Origin of the sequence: Psychrobacter sp. FDAARGOS_221 (assembly GCF_002313155.2) — a bacterium.
Lineage (GTDB): Bacteria > Pseudomonadota > Gammaproteobacteria > Pseudomonadales > Moraxellaceae > Psychrobacter.
In genome coordinates this window covers 2,623,362-2,647,361 of record NZ_NWFK02000001.1, presented here as the reverse complement: position 1 = coordinate 2,647,361, position 24,000 = coordinate 2,623,362, and the positions used below count along the sequence as shown (strand labels likewise).

Here is a 24,000-nt window from a genome sequence, read left to right as displayed (position 1 = left end):
GTTAGTTAGTTAGTTAGTGAGTTAGTGAGTTAGTGAGTTAGTTAATTAGTCAGCTATAAGCTTAAAGAAGCCAGTTATTGAGTCCCTAACAGTCGCTCATTATTTAACGGCACAATACCAGCACTGCGTTTAAACGCCAGCATGGTGCAAGTAAAATGCTGCACAATGTTATTGTCTTGATTATAGGTGTCAATTTGTACCACAACCATACCCTGATCTGGCTTAGACTTTGACGCTTTAATCTCAACCACCTCTGCTTTGATATGCAGCACATCACCTGGATAGGTCGGCATCGGCCAGCTCATTTGCGCTCCGGCGCCAATCAGACCGGTTGCAATTGGAATGCTCTCCACCATCAAACGCATGGTTACCCCGGCAGTATGCCAACCACTGGCAACTAAAGTGCCGAAGAAAGTATCTTTGGCGCGCTCATTATCTAGGTGATACGGCTGTGGGTCATAATCTTTAGCAAAAGCTTTGATTTCCGCTTCGCTAATAGTTTCTTCACGGCTGACCCAACTGTCCCCTACGTTGATATCTTCAAGATACAATTGCTGCACCATTATGATTCTCTCCTAGTTATAGTTGATCATGAAAATTTTTATCTGCTTTCTTTTTTTAAAATCAAAAGTCGGAGATGGATTTTAAACAGTTAACTCTTAACTAAATAATTATAAAAAAGACCCCGCGTTTAAGATAACACAGGGTCTTTTATCAAGCCACTTATCGTAAGTAGCCATTCATACGACCGTTACAGCGATTTAGGCGGCTAAACGAATCAGTTAAGACGGTTATATCGCTATTAGTCTATATGATTAGGCATCATACGGATCGCGTAATACGATGGTCTCATCACGATCTGGACCAGTAGAAATGATATCTACTGGGCAATCGATTAGTTGCTCAATACGCTTGATATAAGCCTTGGCTTCTTCTGGTAGATCGTCGTATTTAGTGATACCAACAGTTGAGCCTTTCCAGCCTGGTAATGTTTCGTACTTAGGCGTAACCGTTTCGTAGAACTCGCCATCATGGGCAGCAGCAAACTCAGACTCAGGGATGTCATAGCCCACACCAATACGAATTTCGTCTAGGCCATCTAGTACGTCAAGCTTGGTTAAGCAGATACCTGATAGTGAGTTTAATACCACGGCACGGCGCAATGCTTCGGCATCGAACCAACCACAACGGCGGGCACGACCAGTTGTCGCACCAAATTCATGACCGACTTTGGCCAAGTGCGCGCCTACGTCATCGAACAATTCTGTTGGGAATGGGCCACTACCAACACGGGTCGTATAAGCTTTGGTGATACCTAATACGTAGTCTAAGTAAAGTGGGCCAATACCGGTACCGGTTGATACACCACCAGCGGTAACGCTTGAGCTAGTTACGAACGGATAAGTACCATGGTCGATGTCAAGTAAGGTACCTTGCGCACCTTCAAACATTAGGTTTTTGCCTGCCAAACGGAACTGGTTTAGCTCTTCGGTCACGTCACAAACCAAATCTTTTAGCTCATCACGCCACTGTTGGCACAGCGCATAAGTCTCATCAAAGTCGATGGCATCTACTTTGTAATACTGGGTTAACTGGAAGTTGTGGTATTCGATTAAGTTGCGTAGCTTTTCTTCTAAATCATCACGGAAAAGGTCGGCCAGTTTAATCGCACGGCGTGCCACTTTGTCCTCATATGCAGGACCAATACCACGGCCAGTGGTACCAATTTTACCACTACCACGTTTGGCTTCACGCGCCTGATCTAGCGCAATGTGATATGGCAGAATTAATGGGCAGTTTGGTGAGATTCTTAGACGCTCACGTACTGGCACATTGTTGTCTTCCAGCTCTTTCATTTCGATCAACAAGGCTTCAGGTGATAGCACCACACCGTTACCGATAAAGCAGGTCACATCATCACGCAAAATACCGGATGGAATTAAATGTAGAACGGTTTTTTTGCCATCAACCACTAAGGTATGGCCAGCGTTATGACCACCTTGGAAACGTGCAACAGCAGACGCCTTCTCGGTTAGCAAGTCAACAATCTTGCCTTTACCTTCGTCGCCCCATTGGCTACCTAGTACTACGACATTCTTTCCCATAACAAATCCTTAACCACTTGTATTGAACTGTAAAAATTAAACTGCGTCATTAGTGGCGCATCTTTTTAGGCTTTTTGCTGTTTAATTCGGCGTTACGCTGCCTGTTAAACCGCGGTTAAAACCCACTCACCATCTTCTAGAACCAATTGATGGGTCACATTATTGGGCACATCGTGCTCGCTTAATGGACGCACCACTTTGTGACCTAAATCACGTAATTCTGCGATTTTGTTATCCAAGTCTTTTGCTAATTGCGTATTGTCATCAGCACGCACCCCTTGCATATCGGCAAAGCGTACCAGCACCAGCTTAGCTTCATTTAAGCTAATATAGCGCTGCAAACGCGTTACTTCTAAGCTAAAGCCTGTGGCACTGCGTGATGGCAACTCTTCTGCGATCGCTGTCTGTTGCTGCGCTGCGGCACTAAAGCTTTCGCCATTAAAGCGTCCGCCACGCACCACCGCTTGCGATTCATTATCAAAGTAGGCATTAAACACAATACCGGTATGATAATGGTAGCCAAGCTCAGTAATATCAACACTGACATTGCTCTGATATGTTTGTTTAATGTGAGCAACCATGGTCTGAACTTCTTTCACCGCTTTAATAATAGCGTCATCTTGGGTAGCAGTATCTGATAAAGCTTGCTTTAGCGCCGCCATGTCATGACCATGCACAGCCAATTGATAAAAGTCACTGCCCATCGGTAGATCAGCACAGATATGCTGTAGCTCTGGCAGCGCTTTATTGGCGTATAAATTCATTAATACGTCGGCATCACTGTCTGATAATCCTGCCAGCTCTTTTAGGCGTGCAAAGATAGCGACGTGGCCGATGTCTATGTGCAAATGATCTTTCAAGTTCAAGTTATCAATCAAAGCATAAAGTACATCAATTAGCTCGATATCAGCATCTAAACTATCACTACCGAAGATTTCAGCACCCAACTGTAACGGTGTGCGTGAGCCGAACAAGCCATTTGGCAAGGTACGAATCACGTGACCGGCATAGCAGTAACGGGCGATTTCATTGGCTTTACCCATTTTATTTAAGTGGGCATCAATACGTAGGATTTGCGGCGTAATATCGGCGCGCACCCCCATTAATCGTCCAGACAACTGATCAATAATTTTAAAAGTTTGACGTTTCAAATCTTCTGAGGCATTACCTAACAATGACTCGGTAAACTCAATCATCGGCGGACAAATCAGCTCATAACCACGGCTAATTAATAAGCGGGTCAACTTATAACGCAACCACTCTTGCTTTTGCGCCTCATCAGACAATAAATCGCTAACCCCATCAGGTAGCAACCAAATGTTATCTGTATCAGAGACATGCGCTAATTTATTGGACGATTGAATTTGACTTTTGCTTGAGGAGATAGAACTTTCAGACACAAGTAATCCTTGTTTGGGAGTGACACTTCATTATACAAATTTATGCGTCATGACCAAATCGTTAGTTAAAGTGTGTTAGTTAAAGTATAAGTAATCGGGACGTTGAATGGTTTAAACTTTAATGACAATCAATAATAACCGTCATCAATAACAGCTATCTATGACAGTTTGGCCAACATTTTAGACCATTGACTCCAAGCTATCATTAGCATCAATCGGTCAGCGGCATCATTAAGTTTAAGATAGATTGCTTTATTATCGCACTTTTATCTGACAACGTTATAAAACAAGCACAACCTTTTTAGTCTAGCATAGCTGGTCACTTTCGACTAGAGAAACAGTCTAATTTTATTAAAAATGATAACATTTTATTAAAGTGTCATCTGCCCAATGCGTTCATCGAAATTATGCTTATGGGGGATCAATGCTAACGAGTGACTAAAGCTAATGAGTAACTAAAGTAATAAGAGACTAGGATATTAACCGCCCTTCTATAATCGTTATTGCACGCCTATCTATAATACATAGGCTATATAGTGGTCTATGCCATAGAGCAATTGTATGTAACAGAGCAATACGAGCTGAGTCTTATTGAACAAGATATGTTACCATTTTAGACAGAAACAATATGCTTAAACGTGTCGCAAATCGTTTAAATGCGTTCACTGTAAGTTCACCGCTATATAAGAGATTGCGCTTTATGTCATCACCACATCCCGATCCACAATTAAATCAAAGAAACGTCCTAGGTACTGCCCTTGCCAGCTGCTGCTTTGACCCTATCACCGGCTTTTATCGTAACGGTTTTTGTCATACTGGGCCACAAGATGTTGGATTGCATACCGTTTGTGCAAAGATGACCAGTGAGTTTTTAAACTTTTCAGTCAAAACCGGCAATGATTTAGTCACACCGATGCCAGAATTCGGCTTTCCGGGTTTAAAGGCAGGTGATTACTGGTGTGTTTGTGCCCTACGTTGGTTAGATGCTTTAGATCATGGCGTAGCACCTAATATTAAGCTTGAAGCTTGCCATGAGAGTTTGCTTGAGCTGGTAGATATAGAGACACTAAAGCGCTATTCGCTGTAACTTAGTAGTGTCTATTCGTTCGGCTTTTATTCAGACGCCTATATTTAACGGCTTGCTCTATATAACTGACTGCTTTATTTAACTAAATAGTTAATGTTTTGTTTAAACAGTGACGTCTGTCATTTCACCACTGACAACTGAGTCTCATTTAACTGCGAAAATATCATGACCAATCCAAATAATGACCCAGCCAATAATGATTTAGCTCGTAATAATTCAACGAACGACTCAGTCGACACTCACTTGACCGATAACGACTTGGCTAGCCGCAGCCGCAATGTGGCTGATAACAATCAAGCCCAACAAACCTCTGCGAAAGGCTCAGTTCAACAATCCTCAGTCCAGCAGTCCTCAGCCGAAAGCAGTGCTGCCAACAGTCATCATTCTGCAACCATAAAACCCAAAAAAAAGCGGATAATAGCAGACAGATTAAAACGCAAGCCCAAGCCAGAGCAGCAACCCGTGATGACCGGTGATATTTATAACGACTATACACAACTACTAGACCCTGAGGCTGCCAAAGAGATTATGTCTTCAACCATGGCCGTCTATGATCCAGATGCAGAACGTATCGAAGACTTTGAACACTCAGGGATTAATGAGGTTATTAACTGCTGCGTTTACTCGCGTAAAACCGGTGAGTTTGTTGAAAAAATTGGCTTAGATGAAGTCAGTCGCACCTTGACCAATAAAAGTAACTTTATTTGGCTCGGCCTGTATGACCCCAGTATCGAGACGGTACAAACTGTGCAACGCGCGTTTGATATCCATGAGCTAGCATTAGAAGACGCGTTTAATGAAAATCAGCGCGCCAAAATCGAAAACTATGGCAATAACTCCATTTTCGTGGTGGTCAGAACTGCCTTTTTGGCCAATAACCATATTCATTATGGTGCCACTTCGATGTTTATGGGCAATAACTACATCATTACCATCCGCACTGGTGCTTCAAACTCTTATGCGCCAGTGCGAGCTTACTGTCACCGCCGCCCTGAAAAGATGGCGATGGGGCCAGTATTTGTGCTGCATGCGGTGCTTGACTATGTGGTCGACAGCTACTTGCCGATTACCGACAGCTTAGGTGAGTATCTGCGCGAACAAGAGCGTAATATCTTCTCTTATACCTTTAGTAAAGACACCTTAAAAAGCCTATACAAGCTAAAATCGCAACTGGTTCACATGCGTGCAGTAATGTTACCGGTACAAGACATCTGTAACTTCTTTATTAATCACAAAAAAGACGACTTAGTGTCTACCTTCCCCAATGCCGCCAAGCCCTACTTCCGTGACGTCAACGATCACCTACTACGCGCTTTAGATGCGGTCAATGGACTCAACGAAATGCTCAGCGTCGCGATGGACACTTACTTAGCAGTGGTGAATATGGGGCAAAACGAGGTAGTACGTAAGCTGGCTGCTTGGGCGGGTATCTTAGCGGTGCCGACTGCGGTGGCGGGGATATATGGCATGAACTTTGACTTCATGCCAGAGCTTCATTATGAGTATGCCTATTTTGTGATTCTAGGCACCATCTTCGTCACCTGTTTGATATTGTATTATCAGTTTAAAAAATCAGGTTGGCTATAAAGCTATAGCGCTTGGTTGCAACGCCTGTTTGGACAAGATATTGATTGGACCAGATATTGTTTGAACCAAATAGTTATACTACTCAGTTAGCTTTTCTGGTGTTTTAGGATCAGACTTTGGTTTAGCGTGATCTACTGATGGCAGATTATCATCAGGGCGACCATACAAGCTGGCGGTCCAGGTCAATAAAAACACTGCCAAACTTAGAATAAAGATAGACACCGTAATGGTAATCAGTAGCCACAGATGGAAGGTATCGGATACCGCCTGCACATCCACAACCAAATGTCGGGACAAGGCGGTAATCGCAATATAAATTAAGAACTGTACCGGCAAGCGATGGGTTTTAAAATAGATACCAATCATTGCCAACAGCTCAAGATAAATAAACAGCATCAAAATGTCTTTTAATGCTGCTTTACCGTTTTGAATAATACCGATAAACTCACTGCCAGCGGCCCATATCACTACAAATCCAATCACCAACAGCGCAATATAATGGCTGACATCAACCAATAGCTCGCCCAGTGCTTGAATCTTACTATCCCAGTCGCTTTTAGGCTGCATAAACACCTTTACTTGTTTTGTTAACTTAAAGACATGCTGCTCTTAATTTAAGAATAAACACTATATAACCAGTTAAGTGGTTGAGTTTTCTTTATTTTTTAACGACCGCTAAGTCAGCAATTAGCCAATAGCAGTGAGTGAACATTCCTAATTAGCGGTCAACAACAAAAGCGGACTGTCTAAAGCAAACCTCTATAAACTATAAACCAGCTGCTTTTTCCGCTGCTTCTACAGTTTGGCGAATTAAGGTATTAATTGTCATTGGACCCACTCCGCCTGGTACAGGGGTGTAAGCGGATGCAATCGACTCAATACCCGTCAACTCGATATCACCGACACCACCATTATCAGTCGGATGGAAGCCGGCATCGACTACTACAGCACCTGGTTTAATCCAGTCTTTTTTGATCAACTCAGGCACGCCCACAGCACCGACGATAATGTCAGCACGGCCAACGTGTTCAGCAAGGTTTTCAGTGCGAGAGTGGCAAGTAGTCACAGTGCAGTTGGCATTTAATAGCATTTGTGCCATTGGCTTACCTAGGATAGCACTACGGCCGACGACCACTGCATTTTTACCTGAAAATTCAATACCATAATGCTCAAGTAGATACATAATACCTTGAGGGGTACATGAACCATAAGCTGGCTCACCCATACTCATACGACCAAAGCCCAGTGAGGTCACGCCGTCCACATCTTTCGCTAAATCAATAGCGTCAAAGCAAGCACGCTCATCGATCTGCTCAGGTACTGGATGCTGTAGCAAGATACCGTGTACATCTGGATTATTATTAAGCTCATCAATCTTGGCCAACAGCTCCTCAGTGGTGGTACTGGCTGGCATTTCAACCTTGATAGACTCCATACCCACACGCTTACAGGCATTGCCTTTCATGCGTACGTAAGTCGCTGATGCCGGATCATCACCAACCAAAATGGTCGCCAATATAGGGGTACGACCTGTTTTTTCGATAAGGGCAGCAACGCGCTGGCTTAAGTCTGTCTCAATTTGTTTCGCAAGTGCTTTACCATCAAGGCGTGTTGCGGTGGCATCAGTCATATCTGGCTCCATCATGTCTAAAATCTGAAAGGATTAAAACGGGATAATCAACAACAGGATAATCAAATCCATTATAACGGCTATATTGTAACCCATGATGCACCAATAATCCGAGTCGCTTACCATCAAAATGCGACTTTTGCTCAATTTTTACTAGTTTGGCCGATTAATTTGAAATATATTGCTAATATGGCTTGTATTTTAATTTTTTTTTGGTATTATAAGTCACCTCAAATGGCTGGGTGGCAGAGTGGTTATGCAGCGGATTGCAAATCCGTGGACGCCGGTTCGATTCCGACCTCAGCCTCCAAATTTTTTTTTAAACTTTTAATAAGTTAAAGAAAAAAAGTGTTGACGAATATTATTTTTATGCTAATATACGCGCACTTAACGAGTTCACTACCAAGAACTTAGTTATAAAAGATTAAAAAGTTTTGCCCGGGTGGTGAAATTGGTAGACACAAGGGATTTAAAATCCCTCGATCGCAAGATCGTGCCGGTTCAAGTCCGGCTCCGGGTACCATTATATAGCACGATGAAAACAGAAAAAGGCTTCCAAGCAATTGGAAGCCTTTTTTCTTTGTGTGGGTTTTATTAAGCTTAATTATGTTGGGCTGACAGCCCAGCCTACGCTTGCTAGTCTATATTGGCAATCTCTTCATACCATTGCTTTGGTTCTCTTTTTAAGAATAATATCCATGCATATAGTAGCTTTCCTAATTTGAAGCGATCTACTATGGCTTCCTCATTCTTACTGTATAAAAAATATATTTTTACATTATCACCATCTATCTCAACCCCGTAGGAGTTACTGCTGATATCTGCGTTATATATTGAGATGTCTTTTAAACACCTTAAACACTCTGTCAAATAATCAATATGCGATTTTATCGACACCCCTCCACTATCTATCAGGTACGATGAGATTAAACTCTCTTCATCACTTTCTGTTGTGCTAGGACAGACAGTAGGGTTTAAATCTTCAGAGTCAGGGAACTTGAAATAACAAAACTTAAAGTTCATATTGATTAACTCCTACTCATCATAAGCTCATTCATTACACACCACTTTTTCAGCCTGACGTTTTTTTTATTCAGCGTAAAGAATCCTGGCTAATAACTATCCTGACACAGCCGGCTCTATATATTCTAAAGAAGCCCAACGTACTTTATCAGATAATAAACAGTATTCTTTTTCATAATTACAAATATAGAAACTTCCATGTCGCTCCCATTTATTGGCTATTAATTTAGATACAGCATCAATCTTCAGATTACTGTCAATCTCAAAAGAAATCTCATAATAATTACTTATCTTCCAATAGTTAGCAATTTTAAATAAAGAAGCTTTACCAAATTTATTAATTCGACGTTGCATTTGCTTTGCAATTTTTTCAGCAACTTTTTTATCTTCGCATATACAATATGTTTTTAAAAATAATATTATCACTTATGTTTGACCTTCCCATCTAAAGAAACACTAACATGTGAGCCCTCTCTACTTGTCCAACTTATTTTAGCTTTCCAGTTGTAGATATACCGTATCAACACTCGCTTTTGGATAAATCAGCTTTGGCACAGTGATTGCTATCAATAATAGTAGCAAGCTGTTAAAAACATGCGGTTTCATCTAAGCTATCCTATATAATTGAGTCATCACAACATCTGACTATCAGCACAGACAGGCAAACACCCTATGAGTCAAGCCAACCTTCCTACCCGAGCCTATCTATGGCTGACTGTATTTTTTGCAGTATTAACTTGGTCAGGTATCGCACCCAAAAGTTATTTTACGTGGTTTTTGGAGGTTGCCCCAGCCATTATGGCCTTGATTATCTTGGCAATGAGCTACCGCAAATTCCCGCTATCAGGGCTGACCTACACCTTGATATTATTGCATTGCATCGTGCTGATGGTCGGCGGTCATTATACTTATGCCGAAGTGCCTTTGTTCGATACGTTGGCGGAATGGTTTGGCTGGGGGCGCAATCATTATGATAAAGTGGGTCATTTTGTCCAAGGCTTTGTGCCTGCCTGTATCGCCAGAGAGCTTTTGATACGCTTTAATGTGGTAAAAAATGAACGCTGGCGTACGACCTTTGTCATCTCATTTTGTCTGGCATTTAGTGCGTTTTATGAGATGATTGAGTGGTGGGTGGCGATTGCAGTTGGTGAAGATGCTGAGGCGTTTTTGGGCACGCAGGGTTATGTTTGGGATACTCAGTCTGATATGTTTATGGCGTTGATTGGGGCGACTGTTTTTGTTGTCTTATTTAGAAAGTGGCAGGATGCTAGTATTCGAAAAGTGATTAAAGCTTAGATTAAGTGCTTTAGCTGCTGTGATACTAGCATTTTAACTTAGAGTATTTTAAAGAAACAGTAATCATAGCAGCCTAAATTAGGCCTTACCCTTTGCTAAGGCTGATAAACAAAATCAAAGTAGTATCTACGATTAAAATGACTAATCCAAATACTCAAAGTTCATTTTTATTTCACCTTGATTATCTAAGTTTACGGTCATTTTTGCCCATGGGGTTTTTGCATAGGGTGGGCTGGCTCTTAGTTCTCTGCTTTGTTTGATTAGCCATGCTTTGGTTAGAGGATGCAATTCTATATCGTTAATACTGCCGTCTTTCATCAGTCGAGCTAGTTTAACGGTTGGATTAGCGTCATCCGTCATATCTACTTTAAGTTGAACGCCTTGTTCACCATCTATATGCGCATTTAATTCATCTCCTAATAAAATAGTGATGCGTTCATTATCAGGCATTTCAGCTAGGGCTTTTCTTTCTTCCCAGTCTTTTTTAGGTATGAAAATAGGAGAGCCTAATTCATGTTCCTCAAGTTCACTGACCCTGCGCATATGTAAGCCAGGCCAACTGTCTTCTTCTGGGATATGCCTTGTTTCAAAGGTAATCTCTCCTGATTTATCTGCTGTAATGGTGAACTGTTCATAATCTAGTTCTTTTCTCATCAGTTCTAAAATCTCATCAACTTCATGTGGTTCATCATCAAAACCATAATCATGTCTTTTACCATCAATGAGCCAATAGAATAATACTCCCCAATGCTCAGGATAAACTGAACCTTGAAAAACCACTTTGTCACCATGATTGGCTAACAGCTTTTTAACCAGTTGAATAACCGTTGCGTTTAATTGTTTTGCTGTCATAAATTCCTCTATTTATTATTTAACCTAATGGCTTTCTGTCTTACACCATCAATTGAATAGGTAACATCAAATCTATCAGGGCGTTTGCTGGTGCCTGAATAAACGGGTTTAATGTTGACGATGACATCTTGATTGTTATCTCTTGCTTCCTTTAATCTGCGTTCAAATGTGCCCCAGTCTCCGCCTGAACCATTAAACTTTTTGTTCATAGCGACTAAGTTAATGCCTTCGCCCGGCCCTCCAAACATGGCCGCCAATAAATGCCCGCCATGGTCGTTATCTAGCCTATCGCTACCCCCTGCTTTTACTTGTTGATTGCCGTTACGGTCATTGGTTTCTTTAAAAAGTTTTGCCGTTACATTTTCTACTCGACCTTGAGAGTCTATTTTAAATTCTTGACCTCTTGTTGTGTGTATAGTGGCATTTGGATATTGGTCATAATTATTTAATAACCTATTCCAGTTACCTTTTTGTCCCGCCTCAGCAATAATAGTTCTGGAAGGAGAGCTTACAAACGTATTGGTTGGTTTGTTAGGTTCTTTTATTGTCACCTCACCTTTTCTAGGCTTAACATCAACCTCAACATACCTTTGACCTCTTGCTCTGGCTGCTTCATCAGGGTTCAATATTAACTTAACTGTTTTTGATTCATCTAATGGATGTTTGATGGTATAAACATCCTTACCGTCAATGCGAACGGGTTCACCAACATTCTTTGGTAACTCATCAAAACAATTCTTATTATGCACCCAAATACCATCTAAGCCACCAATACCACGGATAAAGAAGGTGTGATCTATATTGACTTCTAGGTTATAACTGTTGAGTGGTTTTTGTTCTACTCGTACACTTGTGACGGTTTGCCAGTTGCCGTCATCGTCTAGCACTTTGTGTCCAACTTCTAAGTCACCTGCATTTATCCAGTAAGCATTTTGTATGTCGCCTAGATAGTCTTTTTCTGGTGATGGTTTTGGTGGAGTTGCGTCTCCGCCATAGTTGCCAAAGTAAGGATGACGGCTATCTGATACGATGGTTTGACTGTTGCCATTTTCATCTGCGATGGTTACATAAGCGGTATCTGGGTCGATACTGCTGATGGTCTGTAGGACTTTATTAAAACTCATTAATCCCGTTATTTGATTGCGTGACCAAACTAACTCACCTATTTGTATCTGCTCAATAGGTTTAAAGCCCGCAATCGTTTTAACCATCATGTCACCACGGAATGAACAGCTAACGGGATCAGGAACACCATTATTTCGCGTATCTGTATGGTTGTTATTTGGTGTTTCCGGTCTTTCTTTGTTAACATCAGGCAAATCTTTAGCATCAGGTTTATCATAATCATAGTCAATTTCGAACTGACCATCAGGATATAGAGTAAAGGTCAAGTTCCATATTCTATCGCCTGTTAACTCCAATATTTTATCTCTTAACTCAACACTAAGTTTCATTAAAGCTTTAATATCTAGTCATGTAACATACTCATAAACTCTTCAAAATTATCTGCTACAAAATTTACAACCATTGAAGTCGCTCCATCTTTATTTTCAATAATATTATCATGATAAACTAAAACAACTTTTGGGTTATCACCGTTAGGATTTTCTCGATAGTCAAAACATATATAATCACCATTGGCAGTAAATGCAAATGTGACTAAACCTTTTATACCTCCATTATCTTGATCATTAATATTAACTTGTTCTTCAATAATAAAACCATCTATATGGTTTTGCTTAAAACTATAAAAACTAACATCTCTGTCATCAGGCTTTCCATAAATATCAACAAAATCGAAAATATCATTCTCTGGTCTTAGAGCGTCATGATCCTTGACTATATCTTTATAAGATTGAGGCAAACTATAGTTAAGTTGTTTTTCAATCAGAGATATATTATTAACATCATTCAAACCATTATCTTTGTATACGCTTATATGCATTTCCTATTTACCTTCCTTTAAAGAATTTTGACCTGTATGTGGAACATGTATATTGTGAATATTTTCTGGTACTAATTGCATATTATTTGGTGCTGATTGTGCATTATGATGCCATGCATAACCTATAGAATCCTTTACTCAAAAAAAGGCTGAGCTACATGCCCAGCCTTTCGCTCATCTTCTAATCTCGACTAAACTTACAAATATTCCGGTCTAAGCACACCCTCTAACATCGCATACGGAATAGTTAACTCGATAAAGCCCTGTGCAAAGGAGCCTAACTCATACGGCTGATATACCAGTACCAAACCTTCTTCACCAAAATAAAACTCATCACTGATAGAAAGCGCACTCTCAGCTTGAGTCCCAAGGCTGCTAGAACATAAAATAAATGGTAGGTGAGCAGATAAAATATACAAGAGCTATAACGATAGTCGTAGACCATACAAATGCATGATCTTTATTTGTAGTAAGAAAAAAACTGTATATAAGATTTATGAGATAGAAAAATATAATTCCCGATAAAATATAAATTATCATCGATATGTTTAAAAAAGCTTCTCCCAAATAATTTACCATCACCTCTTTTTTAGTAATTGCGAGTAAGCTAAATATAAAAAGAATAATAGAAGCTATAAGAGCTATAATTTTTTTATCGTGTTTCTTACTCAAGACGAAATATGAGGCGATTAATGTCGCACACATGCTGAAATAAAAACTTCCTGCCAAACTTATAGTATTGATAAGGAAGTTATTAGTCATATAGGTTATGAACAAAGCAACTGCTAATAAATTAACTATTAAAAATATTATATAACTCATTGTTCATCTGCCTTATCGATGATACTTATATTAGTATTTTATAGTCGAATGGTATTGCTTTAAACTCAATCTCATGCATTGTTAATTTATGACTATCCTGCATAACCTATATCATCCTTTACTCAAAAAAGGCTGAGCTACATGCCCAGCCTATCAACTCTAATCAAACATCTTCAATGTTGTTTCTATTAATCTTAAACGCCAACCCTCACTGTTTTATGACTGTTATAAAAGCCTATCAATTTGTTGTAGTTTAATTTAACTTTCTCACCTTCTATTTTATTTTCAAAATGATCAATAATCTCAAATGCTTCATGTGAGACCTCAAAGTTTCCATTTAAAATTAAATCTACGGCTAAATCAAAGGACTTCTCAGGAGGATAGTTACGAAGACAATGTACAAAAGTCCCTCTTTTATTTAAATAAGCATTATCATTTATTAATTCACATAATGCATAATAAACTCGCTCATTCTTTGTATCTGATAAGGTAATAGCTAATTGATATTTAGTTAGAATATTGATCTTCGGATCTCTCAATAAACTCAACTTCTCTTCTATATCTAACTTTTTTAACATTGGGTTTACTAAACTATGGGTTGCTGTCACTTAAAAAAGTCTGATTAATCTCTTCTGCCAGTTCAACCTCATCAGGATAATCTTTGGTATCTTGATACAGCTCTTTTATTTTTTTGAATGTGAAATTCACATCTTGACTACTTAAGAACTTGGTAAAATTGTTGCCCCCAAACCTTGCTAAATAATCAACATGGTCATCTCGATAAGGGGCATTTTCAGATTCAAAAAAATCAATAATCTCCTGCCTATCGACAGGCACAATATCATCAGCATACGAAATCAGATGCTCTGTGATATAGGTGACTAGATCCATTATTTAACCTGCTTACTACAAATAAAGAATGGGTTGTTATTGACTGGCTTTAAAGTTTTTTAGTTCTTCGTAAAACCATGGGTGTAATTTGGTTGGAGTCAGAAAATTCCTCGTTAATGATAGGTAATAGAACATATCTTCTTTAATATAATAAGCCCCATAAAGCGACACATCCAAACGATATCCTCTGTTTTCATCTTGGAATATCTGAACGAACTCATCTGTTAAGTTGTCTTTTATGGATAACCTAGTACCTACTCTATCCAAATAGTACAAAGAAGACATAAACAATAAACTTTTAATATTACACCATACCACCTCTGATAATATCGGATTATTATCCTCATCCACCGCTTCACGATATATGATGCCTGTGGCTTGTTCAATACAATACCAATTATCAACATATGGATTAGCAAAGTGACAACACCCCTCTGCCAGCTCAACCTCATCAGGATAATCTTTATCAGCTTGATACAGCTCTTTTATTTCCTGAAATGAAAAATTTGCATTTTGATTTTTCAAAAAAGTGGTAAAGTGATTACCCCCAAACCTTGCTAAAAAATCAACATGGTCTTCACGATAAGGGGCATTTTCAGATTCAAAAAAATCAATAATCTCCTGCCTATCGACAGGCACAATATCATCAGCATAAGAAATCAGACGCTCTGTGATATAGGTGACTAGGTCCATTATTCTTCTCCTTTGAAAAGGTTGGGTCCTTGTCGTTTTGGTATTGCTGTATCTTGATAAATCTGTTGAATGTTTGGTTCGGCGCACGTTAAACAGGGGTCCATCTGTTGATTATCTAGTATATCAGCATCTTTATCTGTATATGGATTGCCATCTTTTCCGCACCATAGCGTTGCCGAACCCGTAGCAGGGCTAGGGTTATTACCTGCTACCATAGCACAAGCAGGTTCAGCACAAACGCCAGGCTTGTTGCCTAATTCACCATTAGGACCCTCTCCCCTAACAATACCATTGTTTTCATTAAGGGCACTGGTGCTGACGTTATACTTGCCGAAAATAAAAAATGGGAGCCCACACCATGGGCAGATATTTTTTGAGTAAAAGAATATGGTGCTGATATATAACTGTATTGCTAATATAATAATTAAAATATATATGGGTAAATTTAGTGTTTCTAATAATGTCATGCCTAAAATCATAGTCAGAAATGGCAAACATATAAAATTTTTTTATATGCCATTAATTTAGAAAACTGGATATATTAACTTTCTTAAAATAAACTGTTTATTTTCTGAGCCGTCATTTTCAAGAAACAGTTGATCATGAGATGTTATTTTAATATAACTATCACAATCTTCTAGGCTTATAAAACTATGTTCTTTTAGTCCTTTTATATCTGATTGTAATAAATCAAGTAGCTCTTTACTAAACCACATAACAGAACCAATAAACTCGATGTATCCGTTGTGAAAAGTATAACGTCCAGGATTTGAAGACGTATCAATAATTGTTCTATCTAAAGGATAAGGTAGTCTATTACTTTTTTTTGGTAACATTGAATAATTTCTTCCGTTGACTTCATAATAACTAACATCATCCATATTTTGCCATGTATCATAATCTTCATCATAAACTCGACCTTGCAGAAAATACGAACTCTTAAATAAAGGTATCAATATATTCTCTAACTCATTAAAACCAATTTCTATATTTTTTATAATTAATATATTTATTTTACTATTTGCAATATAAGTAAAATCGATTTCATAACCGTCAAACTCCACATTAAAATCACTAGCAATTAGCATTCTTACCTTGTTTTTTGTTAATTTATTTTTTTCAAAATTAAAAACATCTACTTTTTCTGACACCATTAGAGGTGAAATACAATCCCAGACCTTTTTAGCATCTTGAAAGCTCTTCTTAAAAACAAGGCATGCGTTATAACTCATTATTTATACCCCTTTATGATTACATTTACCCCAAGGCGTTTGCCGTAATTTATTAACGGTGTAGCATCAGCTAAGCCTCCTGCCTATACTCGACAGATGTCATATCACTAAAAGAATGATAGCGTCTTTCAGCCTTATAAACCTTGTTCCAACCTACTCAATATCTGGCTGTTGACAATTTATACATTTTTTTTGAAAAATAAACTTAATGCCATTCCAACTCAAACCATACTTGCCGAAAGCAAAAAAAGGAAGCCCACACCACGGGCAGATATTTTTTGAGAGAAAAATAAACATACTGATATATAACTGAATTGCTAATATAATAATTAAAATAACTATCGGTAAATTTAGTATTTCTAATATATTTATGCCTAAAAACATAGTCAGAAATGGTAAACATATAAAATTTTTTTATATTTCATTAGTTGATGATAAGCTTTTAATTTATGATTATCCTGCATAACTTATAGAATCCTTTACTCAAAGAAGGCTGAGCTAAAAACCCAGACTACTATCATTTAAACTAAAGATAAGATATCAACAGCTTATTTTTAATGAAGTAAATTCAGCTACACCTGCGCCAATCAAACCAATTACAAATGTTAATATTCTTAGCTCATTTTGAGAATTATGTAGTATGGAGTATGAGCGATCCTGAGCTTCTGTTAAATAATTATCCTCAACCGCCACCTTAGCCGTTTCACCCGCATTCACTGCATCAGTAACTTCTCCTGTGGTAGAGCCAATCGCCACTCCTGCTAAAGTAGTGATATTACTTATGGTATCCTTTTGTTCAGCGGTCAATTCACTTGGGCTATCTACTTTGTAGATATATTTAGTTAATAGAATAGCTGTTCCTTCTCCAGCACTGGCACCCAATCCACCAGTAACCATATCATTGCCAGTAGCATAGCTCACTGCTGCACCTAATATGGCATGAGCGAGTAGATGCTGTGGGCTATTAACCCCTGCAAGGTCTGTATTTTGATTTTGAAAACAATAGTAATCTTATTTTTTATCTGATAGTTCAAATTTTGCTCTATCATGGGCTTTAAGTGAAGTGTCTATAGCTTCATACCAGTCATCCCAAAGCGCTTGATCAATTGGCTTTCCTTCAACTAAAGACATGGAACCTAAAAGCCCACCTATATCATCAGACTTTGACCTATCATAATAACTCTCTAAAAAAACGAACATCGCTTTATAAGCTTCTTCATGTGTTAAATACTCTTTCATAATAATACCTCTTATTTCTTCTGCTTAGGTTTTATAGGAGATGAAAGTCCTGTTTCAGGATTAAAAACTTTCGGAATCTTATTTAGCTTGTCATATTAAATAGCTCGTAGTGATAACTTTACTCTCACTCAAAGGCTCATCGTAGATAGTACAACTCTAATAATTAGCGGGTATGCTAATAACAATATCAGCACCCCTACTCCAAAAATCAGTAACTTACTTTTTTTCATTTTAGTTTCAATCTACGGGTTGCTGACATTTAAATACCCTTATTCTAGTATTGTTTATTCACTGAGGATTATCTAAGTCTTCTCTAATGATCTGCCGGACCTTAACACTAAACAACGTAATTGGTACTAGTACTAAAAATATCAGTAAGCAAAATATCAAATCTTTTTTTAAAACCTCTAATGTCATGTTTTGTTGTTGATACGAGCCTACATCACTTAAAAATATACCTAGGGCGAATATGAAACATTTAATAATAGCAGTTAAATAAGGATGGCCTTTAATTCTCCACATTATAATAACTGCGGTACAGACCATAATTATGACTGTATCCATATATTATTTATCCTTCTCCGTTATATTTTGAATGGATTTAATACCAGCTTGATTTATCATAGTTTGATTTATAAAAACAACATTTATCTTAGCTCATAGAATTAAATTCGCTTAAGCAAACATAACACAGCCAGTTTGTATTTAGCATAAAAAAAGAGCTGAATCTTTCAGCTCTTTTTAAGTTAACACTACTAGATTTATTGCTAAACCAAACGATGGCTAGCAAAACGAATCGGTAATCTTCGGCACAGACAAACCAAATATAGGACGCAGATATAAGGCTAAAAAAGTACCTGCCATCGCCAATACACCCCAAATATAGCCATGCAAACTAAACGAGGCGATACCACCGAAGTAAGCACCAATGTTACAGCCAAATGCCAAACGTGCGCCATAGCCCATTAACAAACCGCCAATTACTGAGGCCAAGAAATTACCAAAAGTAATCTGAGTAAACTTAAACAAACCGCCAGCAGCCGATGCCACAAACGCACCGATCATAATGCCAAAGTTTAATACAGTGGTTGAATCAGCAAAGATAGACGACTGTAAAGCAGCCGCATTATCGCCTTGCCAATAGCCCCAGTTGGCCACATCAAAGCCGCCGAGACTGGCAATCTTAGAGCCCCACAGGGCAAAGGCTGAGGTTACACCCCAAGGCTCGCCACGGGTCATTAAAGTTAACGCATTAAGCACCGCCAACACGATGGCTGCCGCAAATAAAGGCCATGCACCACGAAAGATACGTACCCAGCCTTGTGCTGTTGGCAGTGGTGCCATTTTGGGCGCATGTTTCTTCTTCTCGATCACCCAAGTTATCCAGGCAATCAAAGCAAACAACACAAGAGATACAGCCCAAGCGCCGCCATAGCCAAGGCCGGTCGAGGTCGCTAGCGAATAAGCGCCCATTGACGGCATCTCTTCTGTCCAAAACGGTAAGTGGTAGGCGCCAATGGTTGCGCCGATAATAAAGAAAATTAAGGTAATAAACATCACCGAGCGACCGCCGCCGACTGCATATAAGGTGCCTGACGCACAACCGCCACCCAGCTGCATCCCAATACCGAACATAAATGAGCCAACCAGTAAGCTTACCCCCACTGGCGCCACATAACCGGCAACCGGGCCGCCAAAGAAGCTGATGCCATACGCCAAAATAGGCGCAAACAAGCTCACTGCAATGGCCAGCATTAGCATATGCGCACGCAGGGCTTGGCCGTTACCCACTGAGGTCATGCGCCGAAAAGCAGAGGTAAACCCAAAACGGGCATGAAATAAAGTAAATCCGAGTAAAAAGCCCAATATCATTAATATCGGTTGTGACAGTTGCTGGGTCGCAAACAAATAAACTACCAATGCCAGCCCTACCAAGCTGCCGCCAGCCACCAAGCCTTTTTGTGGTGCAGCAAGCTGCAAGGAGGATGCGGATGGACGGCTTGACGGTATATCCGTCACATGAACCGTTTGTGATGTTTTCATAATCGCCTCAAAAAACAATCGCTTGTCAATAAATAATGGTGTTGTAAAACACGCATCAGTATAGTGGCTCTATCATAGTGCTAAATTTATAAACTTAAAGCCAGTATTGGCGACAATTGGGCATAAGCATATGCAGATTGGCTATAACCAAACGATTGTTTGCTTTTATAACGGTGTTATGACTTGTTAATGACTGTCTGTATTAACGGCTATCTGCTTTTATAAAGGCGTCTCCCACAGGGCTTGGGCATTGATACGACGACTGTCAATCACAGGATAACCGCTAAACTTTAGAGTTACGCCCTCAGACGTGGCGTTTAGCTGACACTGCGCTCCCAATGGAAAGCTGTGCTTATTGGGTGTATGCCCAAACGGCAGACCGGTATACACTGGTAATTTAGTCATCTGTTGCAGCTGCTTGATGACTTCAGATAGCCCATAGCTACTGTTATAGCCATCAGTGCCGACATTGCTAAAGCTACCCAATACGATGGCTTGTTGATTGTTAAAGACACCAGACAAATACAAGCTATACAGCATACGCTCAATACGAAATGGCTGCTCACCCACTTCTTCTAAGAATACAATACCGCCGTCTGGATTTGGCATATAATCAGTGCCTGCTAACGCAGCGACCACGCTAAGATTACCGCCCCACAATACACCGGATAGTGATGTTTCTGATCCGACTGGTGCAGCATCTTTTAGCTTAATGGTTAGATTGGGATTGGTTAAAGCATCGACAAAACCTTGACAGCTGACTTGGTCAGGCTCGGGTTTGTTAAATTCACTATACAGCATCGGTGCTGCCAAGCTGCTCATGCCGCCTTGCGCCAGCAGCGCACACTGTATGGCAGTCACATCACTAAAGCCGGCCAATATAGTACCGCGCTCCCGCATCACCTGCCCCAGTCGCTGCCAATCGACAGATTCTAGCAGTCTCATTGCGCCATAGCCACCGCGCACCGCCCATAGCAGCTTAGGTGTGGCTACTTGTTCGTTTGCTACCTGCTGCAAATCATTGGCGCGCTGCTCATCAGTACCACCAAAGCGAAGGTGTCTACGCGGCACAATATCACCATTTTCAATAACAAACCCCGCTTGCGCCATGCGTCTTATTACTGAGTCATTCGGACTGGGGTCAGGGACCAGGTTAGAGCATGAAAATAGACGCGTCGCCACAGCCGTTGAGGTATCAACTGTCGGATAAAAGGCCGCGCTGTTTGGATTAATAGCAAAGGAGCTACTATTTTGCGCACTGGCTGCACTTAAGCCATTAGCACCACTTGCACCTAGTAAGGTGTAGGTTAACAGCTGTCTGCGCTTAATATTAATCATGTTCTGATCTGGCTTTTGATTGCCCATAATAGTGTTACCTTCTTCTTGTCTGTTTGCTGTCTGTTTTTATCTGTCTAAGTCTATACTCTGCTAATCTTAACGGTGCTTATTATAGGATTGGTTATGTTAACAAGGCGATTATAACTTGTATCAATTCTTGAACCCAAAAACTACCCAGCTCTGCGTTATAATAGAGGCTTAATATCTGATGCTTAAAACTAGGAGCTTAAATCAGCCCTGTGCTTATTTCCAATAAATACAACACATACTGACAACTTATGCCCGCTCATGACTTAACTCAGAGCATAGGTTGTTGATCCAATTCAGGGTAGCTTTAAGCTACTGTTATGCAAGATAGCTTTTTCATACAAGATAACTTTATTCTTATCATATCTTTTAGGATTTATTATGAGTTATACCTTTAATCGTACCTTTCCGCATACCCGCTTACGCCGCTTACGTGTCCATGATCACGTCCGTTCTATGATTCGTGAAGTTGAGCTACTACCGAAACATCTAATCGCACCGGTGTTTGTGCTTGAAGGTGAAAATCAGCGTGAAGCCGTACCTAGTATGCCAGGGGTTGAACGTCTATCGATTGATTTACTGATTGATTATGCCAAACAGCTATTGGCTGAAGGCGTGACTACCGTAGACATCTTCCCAGTGATTGATGCCAGCTTAAAAACTGAAGATGGCCGCGCTGCTTATGATCCAGATGGTTTGGCATGTCGTGCGGTTCGTGCTCTAAAACAGCATGTACCCGAAATGGTTGTTATGACTGATGTGGCACTAGATCCGTATACTTCACATGGTCAAGATGGTCTGCTTGATGAAAATGGCTATGTGGTCAATGACGATACTGTTGACGTCTTGGTTAAGCAAGCCTTAGCACATGCTCGTGCTGGCGCAGATATCATCTCACCCAGTGACATGATGGATGGTCGTATTTTAGCGATTCGTGAAGCCTTTGAAGAGGAAGGTTTTGTTAATACCGGTCTAATGGCCTACTCTGCTAAATACGCGTCTGCCTATTATGGTCCGTTCCGTGATGCGGTTGGCAGTGCTGGCAACTTAAAAGGTGGTCATAAAAAACAATATCAGATGGACTTTGGTAACCGTGCTGAAGCCTTGCATGAAGTAGCAATGGATATTAATGAAGGTGCGGACATGGTGATGATTAAGCCAGGTCAACCTTATTTGGACTTAATCCGTGAAGTCAAAGATACGTTCGGTGTACCGACCTTTGCTTATCAAGTATCCGGTGAGTATGCGATGCATATGGCCGCTATCCAAAATGGTTGGTTATCAGATGCGGTTATCTTAGAGTCATTGATTGGCTTTAGACGTGCTGGCGCAGATGGCATCTTAACTTATTTTGCCTTAGAAGCAGCCAAACAGTTGAATGCGCTAAATTCAAAATAAGATAGTTGAAAAAACAACATGCAGTAGTTGGCTGGCTAAATCTTGTAAGCGCTTTGATGCTACAGTATTAGTCAGCCAAGTTAGTACAGCCAAATCAGTTATTTAACCCTAATAGAGAATAAAAAAATCCCCGTAAATTTTACGGGGATTTTTTTATTCTCTAGCTATTAATGAGTAACGAATAAAGGTTAAACACTAAATAGCATTTCGTAAATTAAGTTTCGATTAGAAACGTTTTACGTAAGAGATGCCATATACCCATGGCTTAAGCTCAACTTTACCTAGCTTGTCACCGTCAACACGTACATCAGTATCTAGGTCGATGTAACGAGCGTCTAAACGGATTGCATCAGTTGGAGTCACTTTGAAGTCAACACCAGCATGGCCAGCAACTGCCCATTTGTTTTTCAGCTCAAGATCAGCATCAGAACCTTGTAAGCGCTCTTTAAAGAATGCAGTGTAGTTCGCGCCAACACCGATAAATGGTTTGATGTTGTTATGAACGCTGTCAAAGTGATACTGTAAAGATAGCGTTGGTGGTAACAACTGAGTTTTAGCTTTAGTGATGTCACCGTTAGCATCTTTTAATTCGATGTCATGACGGAATGGGTGTGCTAATAATAGCTCAACACCAACGTTGTCAGCAACAAAGTATTCAGTAGTTAAAGTAGGTTTGATGTCTGAATCAACTTCTACTTTAAGACCGTTATCTAAAGTACCGTTGTTGCTTTTTGGGTCAACATAAGCTGCACCAGCACCAACTGTCCACGTACCAGCGGTTTCTGCCATTGCAGATGTCATGCTTAGACCAGCTAGAGCAGCTAATAGTAATGCTTGACGTTTAATCATAGTATCCTCAACTTAATTTAAGTACATAGGTAAAAGCGCATCATTTCAGCTTAATTAAACAACCTAAAAGTGTTTGCGCTTATTTATTGACATCTAAACAGTTAGAATCTGGCTTGTTGTGATTCCTAACCGCCTAAGTCTATTATATTACATACCCTCAAAAAGAGTAAGGTTTTTTAACTAAAAACATACGACTTCACAGTCGACCCTACCAAGTTTGTAGGTTGATACCTACAAACGAGTAAGACAAGTGCTTAGCTAAATTAAACCCTCACACCTTCACATTTAGGTACAATAACAAAACTTATAATCAGCTTATTATAACAGAATAGCTTTGTAATAGACAAACATATTGATTCAACAAAATAGGGCACTGCGTTAATAATATGCAAAAAAACATAACCTCATTTTACTTATCTTTGGACCTATATATAACCAACACAACCTACTGTTAAATAGTTTGTAAATCATCAACCTAATCATTAAATTCAGAGAATTAAGTAACTGTTAATAGCCACTATGCATAGGTCATATCAGGCCTGG

The 24,000-nt window shown here is 39.7% G+C and carries 26 protein-coding genes and 2 tRNA genes; 6 read left to right on the top strand and 22 right to left on the bottom strand.

The genetic code is table 11. From position 1 onward, the window contains the following. Positions 1–74 precede the first annotated feature (74 nt). The 3 genes from A6J60_RS11145 to A6J60_RS11135 form a co-directional block, all read right to left on the bottom strand. On the bottom strand, positions 75–563 hold the full coding sequence (locus A6J60_RS11145; RefSeq protein ID WP_096066054.1) for a MaoC family dehydratase: 489 nt from the start codon (positions 561–563) through the stop codon (positions 75–77). Positions 564–815: 252 nt separating this feature from the next. Further along, complete coding sequence (locus A6J60_RS11140) at positions 816–2,105, bottom strand: adenylosuccinate synthase (RefSeq protein WP_096066053.1); 1,290 nt, start codon at positions 2,103–2,105, stop codon at positions 816–818. Between the two features lie 104 nt (positions 2,106–2,209). Next, on the bottom strand, positions 2,210–3,505 hold the full coding sequence (locus A6J60_RS11135; RefSeq protein ID WP_096066052.1) for an ATP phosphoribosyltransferase regulatory subunit: 1,296 nt from the start codon (positions 3,503–3,505) through the stop codon (positions 2,210–2,212). A 700-nt stretch (positions 3,506–4,205) separates the two neighbouring features. Here A6J60_RS11135 and A6J60_RS11130 point away from each other — a divergent pair. Beyond that, positions 4,206–4,592, top strand: coding sequence for a DUF2237 family protein (locus A6J60_RS11130; RefSeq protein ID WP_096066051.1), 387 nt, complete (start codon positions 4,206–4,208; stop codon positions 4,590–4,592). Between the two features lie 528 nt (positions 4,593–5,120). Beyond that, a complete protein-coding gene (gene corA, locus A6J60_RS11125) occupies positions 5,121–6,179 on the top strand; it encodes a magnesium/cobalt transporter CorA (RefSeq protein ID WP_096066570.1) in 1,059 nt (352 codons plus the stop codon). Between the two features lie 78 nt (positions 6,180–6,257). Here corA and A6J60_RS11120 read toward each other — a convergent pair whose 3' ends face one another. Both A6J60_RS11120 and folD read right to left on the bottom strand, forming a co-directional pair. After that, positions 6,258–6,746 carry a phosphate-starvation-inducible protein PsiE gene (locus A6J60_RS11120; RefSeq protein ID WP_227526136.1) on the bottom strand — a complete coding sequence of 163 codons (489 nt, stop codon included), beginning with the start codon at positions 6,744–6,746 and terminating at the stop codon, positions 6,258–6,260. A 199-nt stretch (positions 6,747–6,945) separates the two neighbouring features. Next, positions 6,946–7,809 (bottom strand): bifunctional methylenetetrahydrofolate dehydrogenase/methenyltetrahydrofolate cyclohydrolase FolD, encoded by an 864-nt coding sequence (folD, locus tag A6J60_RS11115; protein WP_096066050.1) that lies wholly within the window; start codon positions 7,807–7,809, stop codon positions 6,946–6,948. A 236-nt stretch (positions 7,810–8,045) separates the two neighbouring features. Between folD and A6J60_RS11110 the strand changes: the two genes are divergently transcribed. Then, a tRNA-Cys gene (locus A6J60_RS11110) sits at positions 8,046–8,119 on the top strand. A gap of 126 nt (positions 8,120–8,245) precedes the next feature. Beyond that, positions 8,246–8,332, top strand: a tRNA-Leu gene (locus A6J60_RS11105). Positions 8,333–8,445: 113 nt separating this feature from the next. On the opposite strand, the gene A6J60_RS11100 is transcribed toward A6J60_RS11105, so the two are convergent. Together A6J60_RS11100 and A6J60_RS11095 are read right to left on the bottom strand one after the other, a co-directional pair. After that, on the bottom strand, positions 8,446–8,832 hold the full coding sequence (locus tag A6J60_RS11100; protein ID WP_096066049.1) for a DUF5376 family protein: 387 nt from the start codon (positions 8,830–8,832) through the stop codon (positions 8,446–8,448). Positions 8,833–8,928: 96 nt separating this feature from the next. After that, positions 8,929–9,258, bottom strand: a complete 330-nt coding sequence (locus A6J60_RS11095) for a hypothetical protein (RefSeq protein ID WP_096066048.1) — start codon at positions 9,256–9,258, stop codon at positions 8,929–8,931. Between the two features lie 246 nt (positions 9,259–9,504). Between A6J60_RS11095 and A6J60_RS11090 the strand changes: the two genes are divergently transcribed. After that, positions 9,505–10,128: a DUF2238 domain-containing protein gene (locus A6J60_RS11090; protein WP_096066047.1), complete on the top strand. Its 624-nt coding sequence runs from the start codon at positions 9,505–9,507 to the stop codon at positions 10,126–10,128. A 141-nt stretch (positions 10,129–10,269) separates the two neighbouring features. Here A6J60_RS11090 and A6J60_RS11085 read toward each other — a convergent pair whose 3' ends face one another. From A6J60_RS11085 to A6J60_RS11005, 14 genes are all read right to left on the bottom strand, one after another. Continuing rightward, positions 10,270–10,980: a hypothetical protein gene (locus A6J60_RS11085; RefSeq protein WP_096066046.1), complete on the bottom strand. Its 711-nt coding sequence runs from the start codon at positions 10,978–10,980 to the stop codon at positions 10,270–10,272. Between the two features lie 8 nt (positions 10,981–10,988). Further along, positions 10,989–12,434: a polymorphic toxin-type HINT domain-containing protein gene (locus A6J60_RS11080; RefSeq protein WP_096066045.1), complete on the bottom strand. Its 1,446-nt coding sequence runs from the start codon at positions 12,432–12,434 to the stop codon at positions 10,989–10,991. Between the two features lie 14 nt (positions 12,435–12,448). Further along, positions 12,449–12,895 carry an SMI1/KNR4 family protein gene (locus A6J60_RS11075; RefSeq protein WP_227526135.1) on the bottom strand — a complete coding sequence of 149 codons (447 nt, stop codon included), beginning with the start codon at positions 12,893–12,895 and terminating at the stop codon, positions 12,449–12,451. 33 nt (positions 12,896–12,928) lie between these two features. Further along, a complete protein-coding gene (locus tag A6J60_RS13740) occupies positions 12,929–13,051 on the bottom strand; it encodes an HNH endonuclease (protein ID WP_102993977.1) in 123 nt (40 codons plus the stop codon). A 71-nt stretch (positions 13,052–13,122) separates the two neighbouring features. Then, positions 13,123–13,344: an RsiV family protein gene (locus A6J60_RS11065; RefSeq protein ID WP_096066044.1), complete on the bottom strand. Its 222-nt coding sequence runs from the start codon at positions 13,342–13,344 to the stop codon at positions 13,123–13,125. Positions 13,345–13,941: 597 nt separating this feature from the next. Further along, a complete protein-coding gene (locus tag A6J60_RS11055) occupies positions 13,942–14,355 on the bottom strand; it encodes a hypothetical protein (RefSeq protein ID WP_127891447.1) in 414 nt (137 codons plus the stop codon). Next, positions 14,339–14,638: a hypothetical protein gene (locus A6J60_RS11050; RefSeq protein ID WP_096066041.1), complete on the bottom strand. Its 300-nt coding sequence runs from the start codon at positions 14,636–14,638 to the stop codon at positions 14,339–14,341. Before A6J60_RS11050 ends, A6J60_RS11055 begins: the two co-directional genes overlap by 17 nt. A 36-nt stretch (positions 14,639–14,674) precedes the next feature. Beyond that, a complete protein-coding gene (locus A6J60_RS11045; RefSeq protein ID WP_096066040.1) occupies positions 14,675–15,331 on the bottom strand; it encodes a hypothetical protein in 657 nt (218 codons plus the stop codon). Beyond that, complete coding sequence (locus A6J60_RS11040; RefSeq protein ID WP_096066039.1) at positions 15,331–15,798, bottom strand: hypothetical protein; 468 nt, start codon at positions 15,796–15,798, stop codon at positions 15,331–15,333. Before A6J60_RS11040 ends, A6J60_RS11045 begins: the two co-directional genes overlap by 1 nt. Positions 15,799–15,855: 57 nt before the next feature. Next, on the bottom strand, positions 15,856–16,563 hold the full coding sequence (locus A6J60_RS11035) for a hypothetical protein (protein ID WP_096066038.1): 708 nt from the start codon (positions 16,561–16,563) through the stop codon (positions 15,856–15,858). 540 nt (positions 16,564–17,103) lie between these two features. After that, a complete protein-coding gene (locus tag A6J60_RS11025) occupies positions 17,104–17,484 on the bottom strand; it encodes a VENN motif pre-toxin domain-containing protein (RefSeq protein WP_096066037.1) in 381 nt (126 codons plus the stop codon). A gap of 90 nt (positions 17,485–17,574) precedes the next feature. Then, positions 17,575–17,802, bottom strand: a complete 228-nt coding sequence (locus tag A6J60_RS11020) for a hypothetical protein (RefSeq protein ID WP_096066036.1) — start codon at positions 17,800–17,802, stop codon at positions 17,575–17,577. Positions 17,803–18,585: 783 nt separating this feature from the next. Continuing rightward, on the bottom strand, positions 18,586–19,845 hold the full coding sequence (locus tag A6J60_RS11010; protein WP_096066034.1) for a YeeE/YedE family protein: 1,260 nt from the start codon (positions 19,843–19,845) through the stop codon (positions 18,586–18,588). Positions 19,846–20,064: 219 nt separating this feature from the next. Next, positions 20,065–21,210 carry an LD-carboxypeptidase gene (locus tag A6J60_RS11005; RefSeq protein ID WP_096066033.1) on the bottom strand — a complete coding sequence of 382 codons (1,146 nt, stop codon included), beginning with the start codon at positions 21,208–21,210 and terminating at the stop codon, positions 20,065–20,067. A gap of 381 nt (positions 21,211–21,591) precedes the next feature. Here A6J60_RS11005 and hemB point away from each other — a divergent pair, with 381 nt between their 5' ends. Continuing rightward, the gene (gene hemB, locus A6J60_RS11000; protein ID WP_096066032.1) at positions 21,592–22,608 is read left to right on the top strand and encodes a porphobilinogen synthase; all 1,017 of its coding nucleotides are present in this window, start codon (positions 21,592–21,594) and stop codon (positions 22,606–22,608) included. Between the two features lie 225 nt (positions 22,609–22,833). Here the strand turns inward: hemB and A6J60_RS10995 are convergent, their stop codons facing one another. Beyond that, positions 22,834–23,457, bottom strand: coding sequence for an OmpW/AlkL family protein (locus A6J60_RS10995; protein ID WP_096066031.1), 624 nt, complete (start codon positions 23,455–23,457; stop codon positions 22,834–22,836). Positions 23,458–24,000: the final 543 nt, after the last annotated feature.

Excerpts from the sequence above, each read along its gene's own strand:
- A6J60_RS11045 (WP_096066040.1), bottom strand. The coding sequence starts at position 15,331 with ATGGACCTAGTCACCTATATCACAGAGCGTCTGATTTCTTATGCTGAT.
- A6J60_RS11090 (WP_096066047.1), top strand. The coding sequence starts at position 9,505 with ATGAGTCAAGCCAACCTTCCTACCCGAGCCTATCTATGGCTGACTGTA.
- A6J60_RS11120 (WP_227526136.1), bottom strand. The coding sequence starts at position 6,746 with ATGCAGCCTAAAAGCGACTGGGATAGTAAGATTCAAGCACTGGGCGAG.
- A6J60_RS11085 (WP_096066046.1), bottom strand. The coding sequence starts at position 10,980 with ATGACAGCAAAACAATTAAACGCAACGGTTATTCAACTGGTTAAAAAG.
- A6J60_RS11145 (WP_096066054.1), bottom strand. The coding sequence starts at position 563 with ATGGTGCAGCAATTGTATCTTGAAGATATCAACGTAGGGGACAGTTGG.
- A6J60_RS11140 (WP_096066053.1), bottom strand. The coding sequence starts at position 2,105 with ATGGGAAAGAATGTCGTAGTACTAGGTAGCCAATGGGGCGACGAAGGT.
- folD (WP_096066050.1), bottom strand. The coding sequence starts at position 7,809 with ATGACTGATGCCACCGCAACACGCCTTGATGGTAAAGCACTTGCGAAA.
- corA (WP_096066570.1), top strand. The coding sequence starts at position 5,121 with ATGTCTTCAACCATGGCCGTCTATGATCCAGATGCAGAACGTATCGAA.
- A6J60_RS10995 (WP_096066031.1), bottom strand. The coding sequence starts at position 23,457 with ATGATTAAACGTCAAGCATTACTATTAGCTGCTCTAGCTGGTCTAAGC.
- hemB (WP_096066032.1), top strand. The coding sequence starts at position 21,592 with ATGAGTTATACCTTTAATCGTACCTTTCCGCATACCCGCTTACGCCGC.
- A6J60_RS11100 (WP_096066049.1), bottom strand. The coding sequence starts at position 8,832 with ATGAACTTTAAGTTTTGTTATTTCAAGTTCCCTGACTCTGAAGATTTA.
- A6J60_RS11005 (WP_096066033.1), bottom strand. The coding sequence starts at position 21,210 with ATGGGCAATCAAAAGCCAGATCAGAACATGATTAATATTAAGCGCAGA.
- A6J60_RS11080 (WP_096066045.1), bottom strand. The coding sequence starts at position 12,434 with ATGAAACTTAGTGTTGAGTTAAGAGATAAAATATTGGAGTTAACAGGC.
- A6J60_RS11050 (WP_096066041.1), bottom strand. The coding sequence starts at position 14,638 with ATGGATCTAGTCACCTATATCACAGAGCATCTGATTTCGTATGCTGAT.
- A6J60_RS11035 (WP_096066038.1), bottom strand. The coding sequence starts at position 16,563 with ATGAGTTATAACGCATGCCTTGTTTTTAAGAAGAGCTTTCAAGATGCT.
- A6J60_RS11040 (WP_096066039.1), bottom strand. The coding sequence starts at position 15,798 with ATGACATTATTAGAAACACTAAATTTACCCATATATATTTTAATTATT.
- A6J60_RS11010 (WP_096066034.1), bottom strand. The coding sequence starts at position 19,845 with ATGAAAACATCACAAACGGTTCATGTGACGGATATACCGTCAAGCCGT.
- A6J60_RS11020 (WP_096066036.1), bottom strand. The coding sequence starts at position 17,802 with ATGAAAGAGTATTTAACACATGAAGAAGCTTATAAAGCGATGTTCGTT.
- A6J60_RS11130 (WP_096066051.1), top strand. The coding sequence starts at position 4,206 with ATGTCATCACCACATCCCGATCCACAATTAAATCAAAGAAACGTCCTA.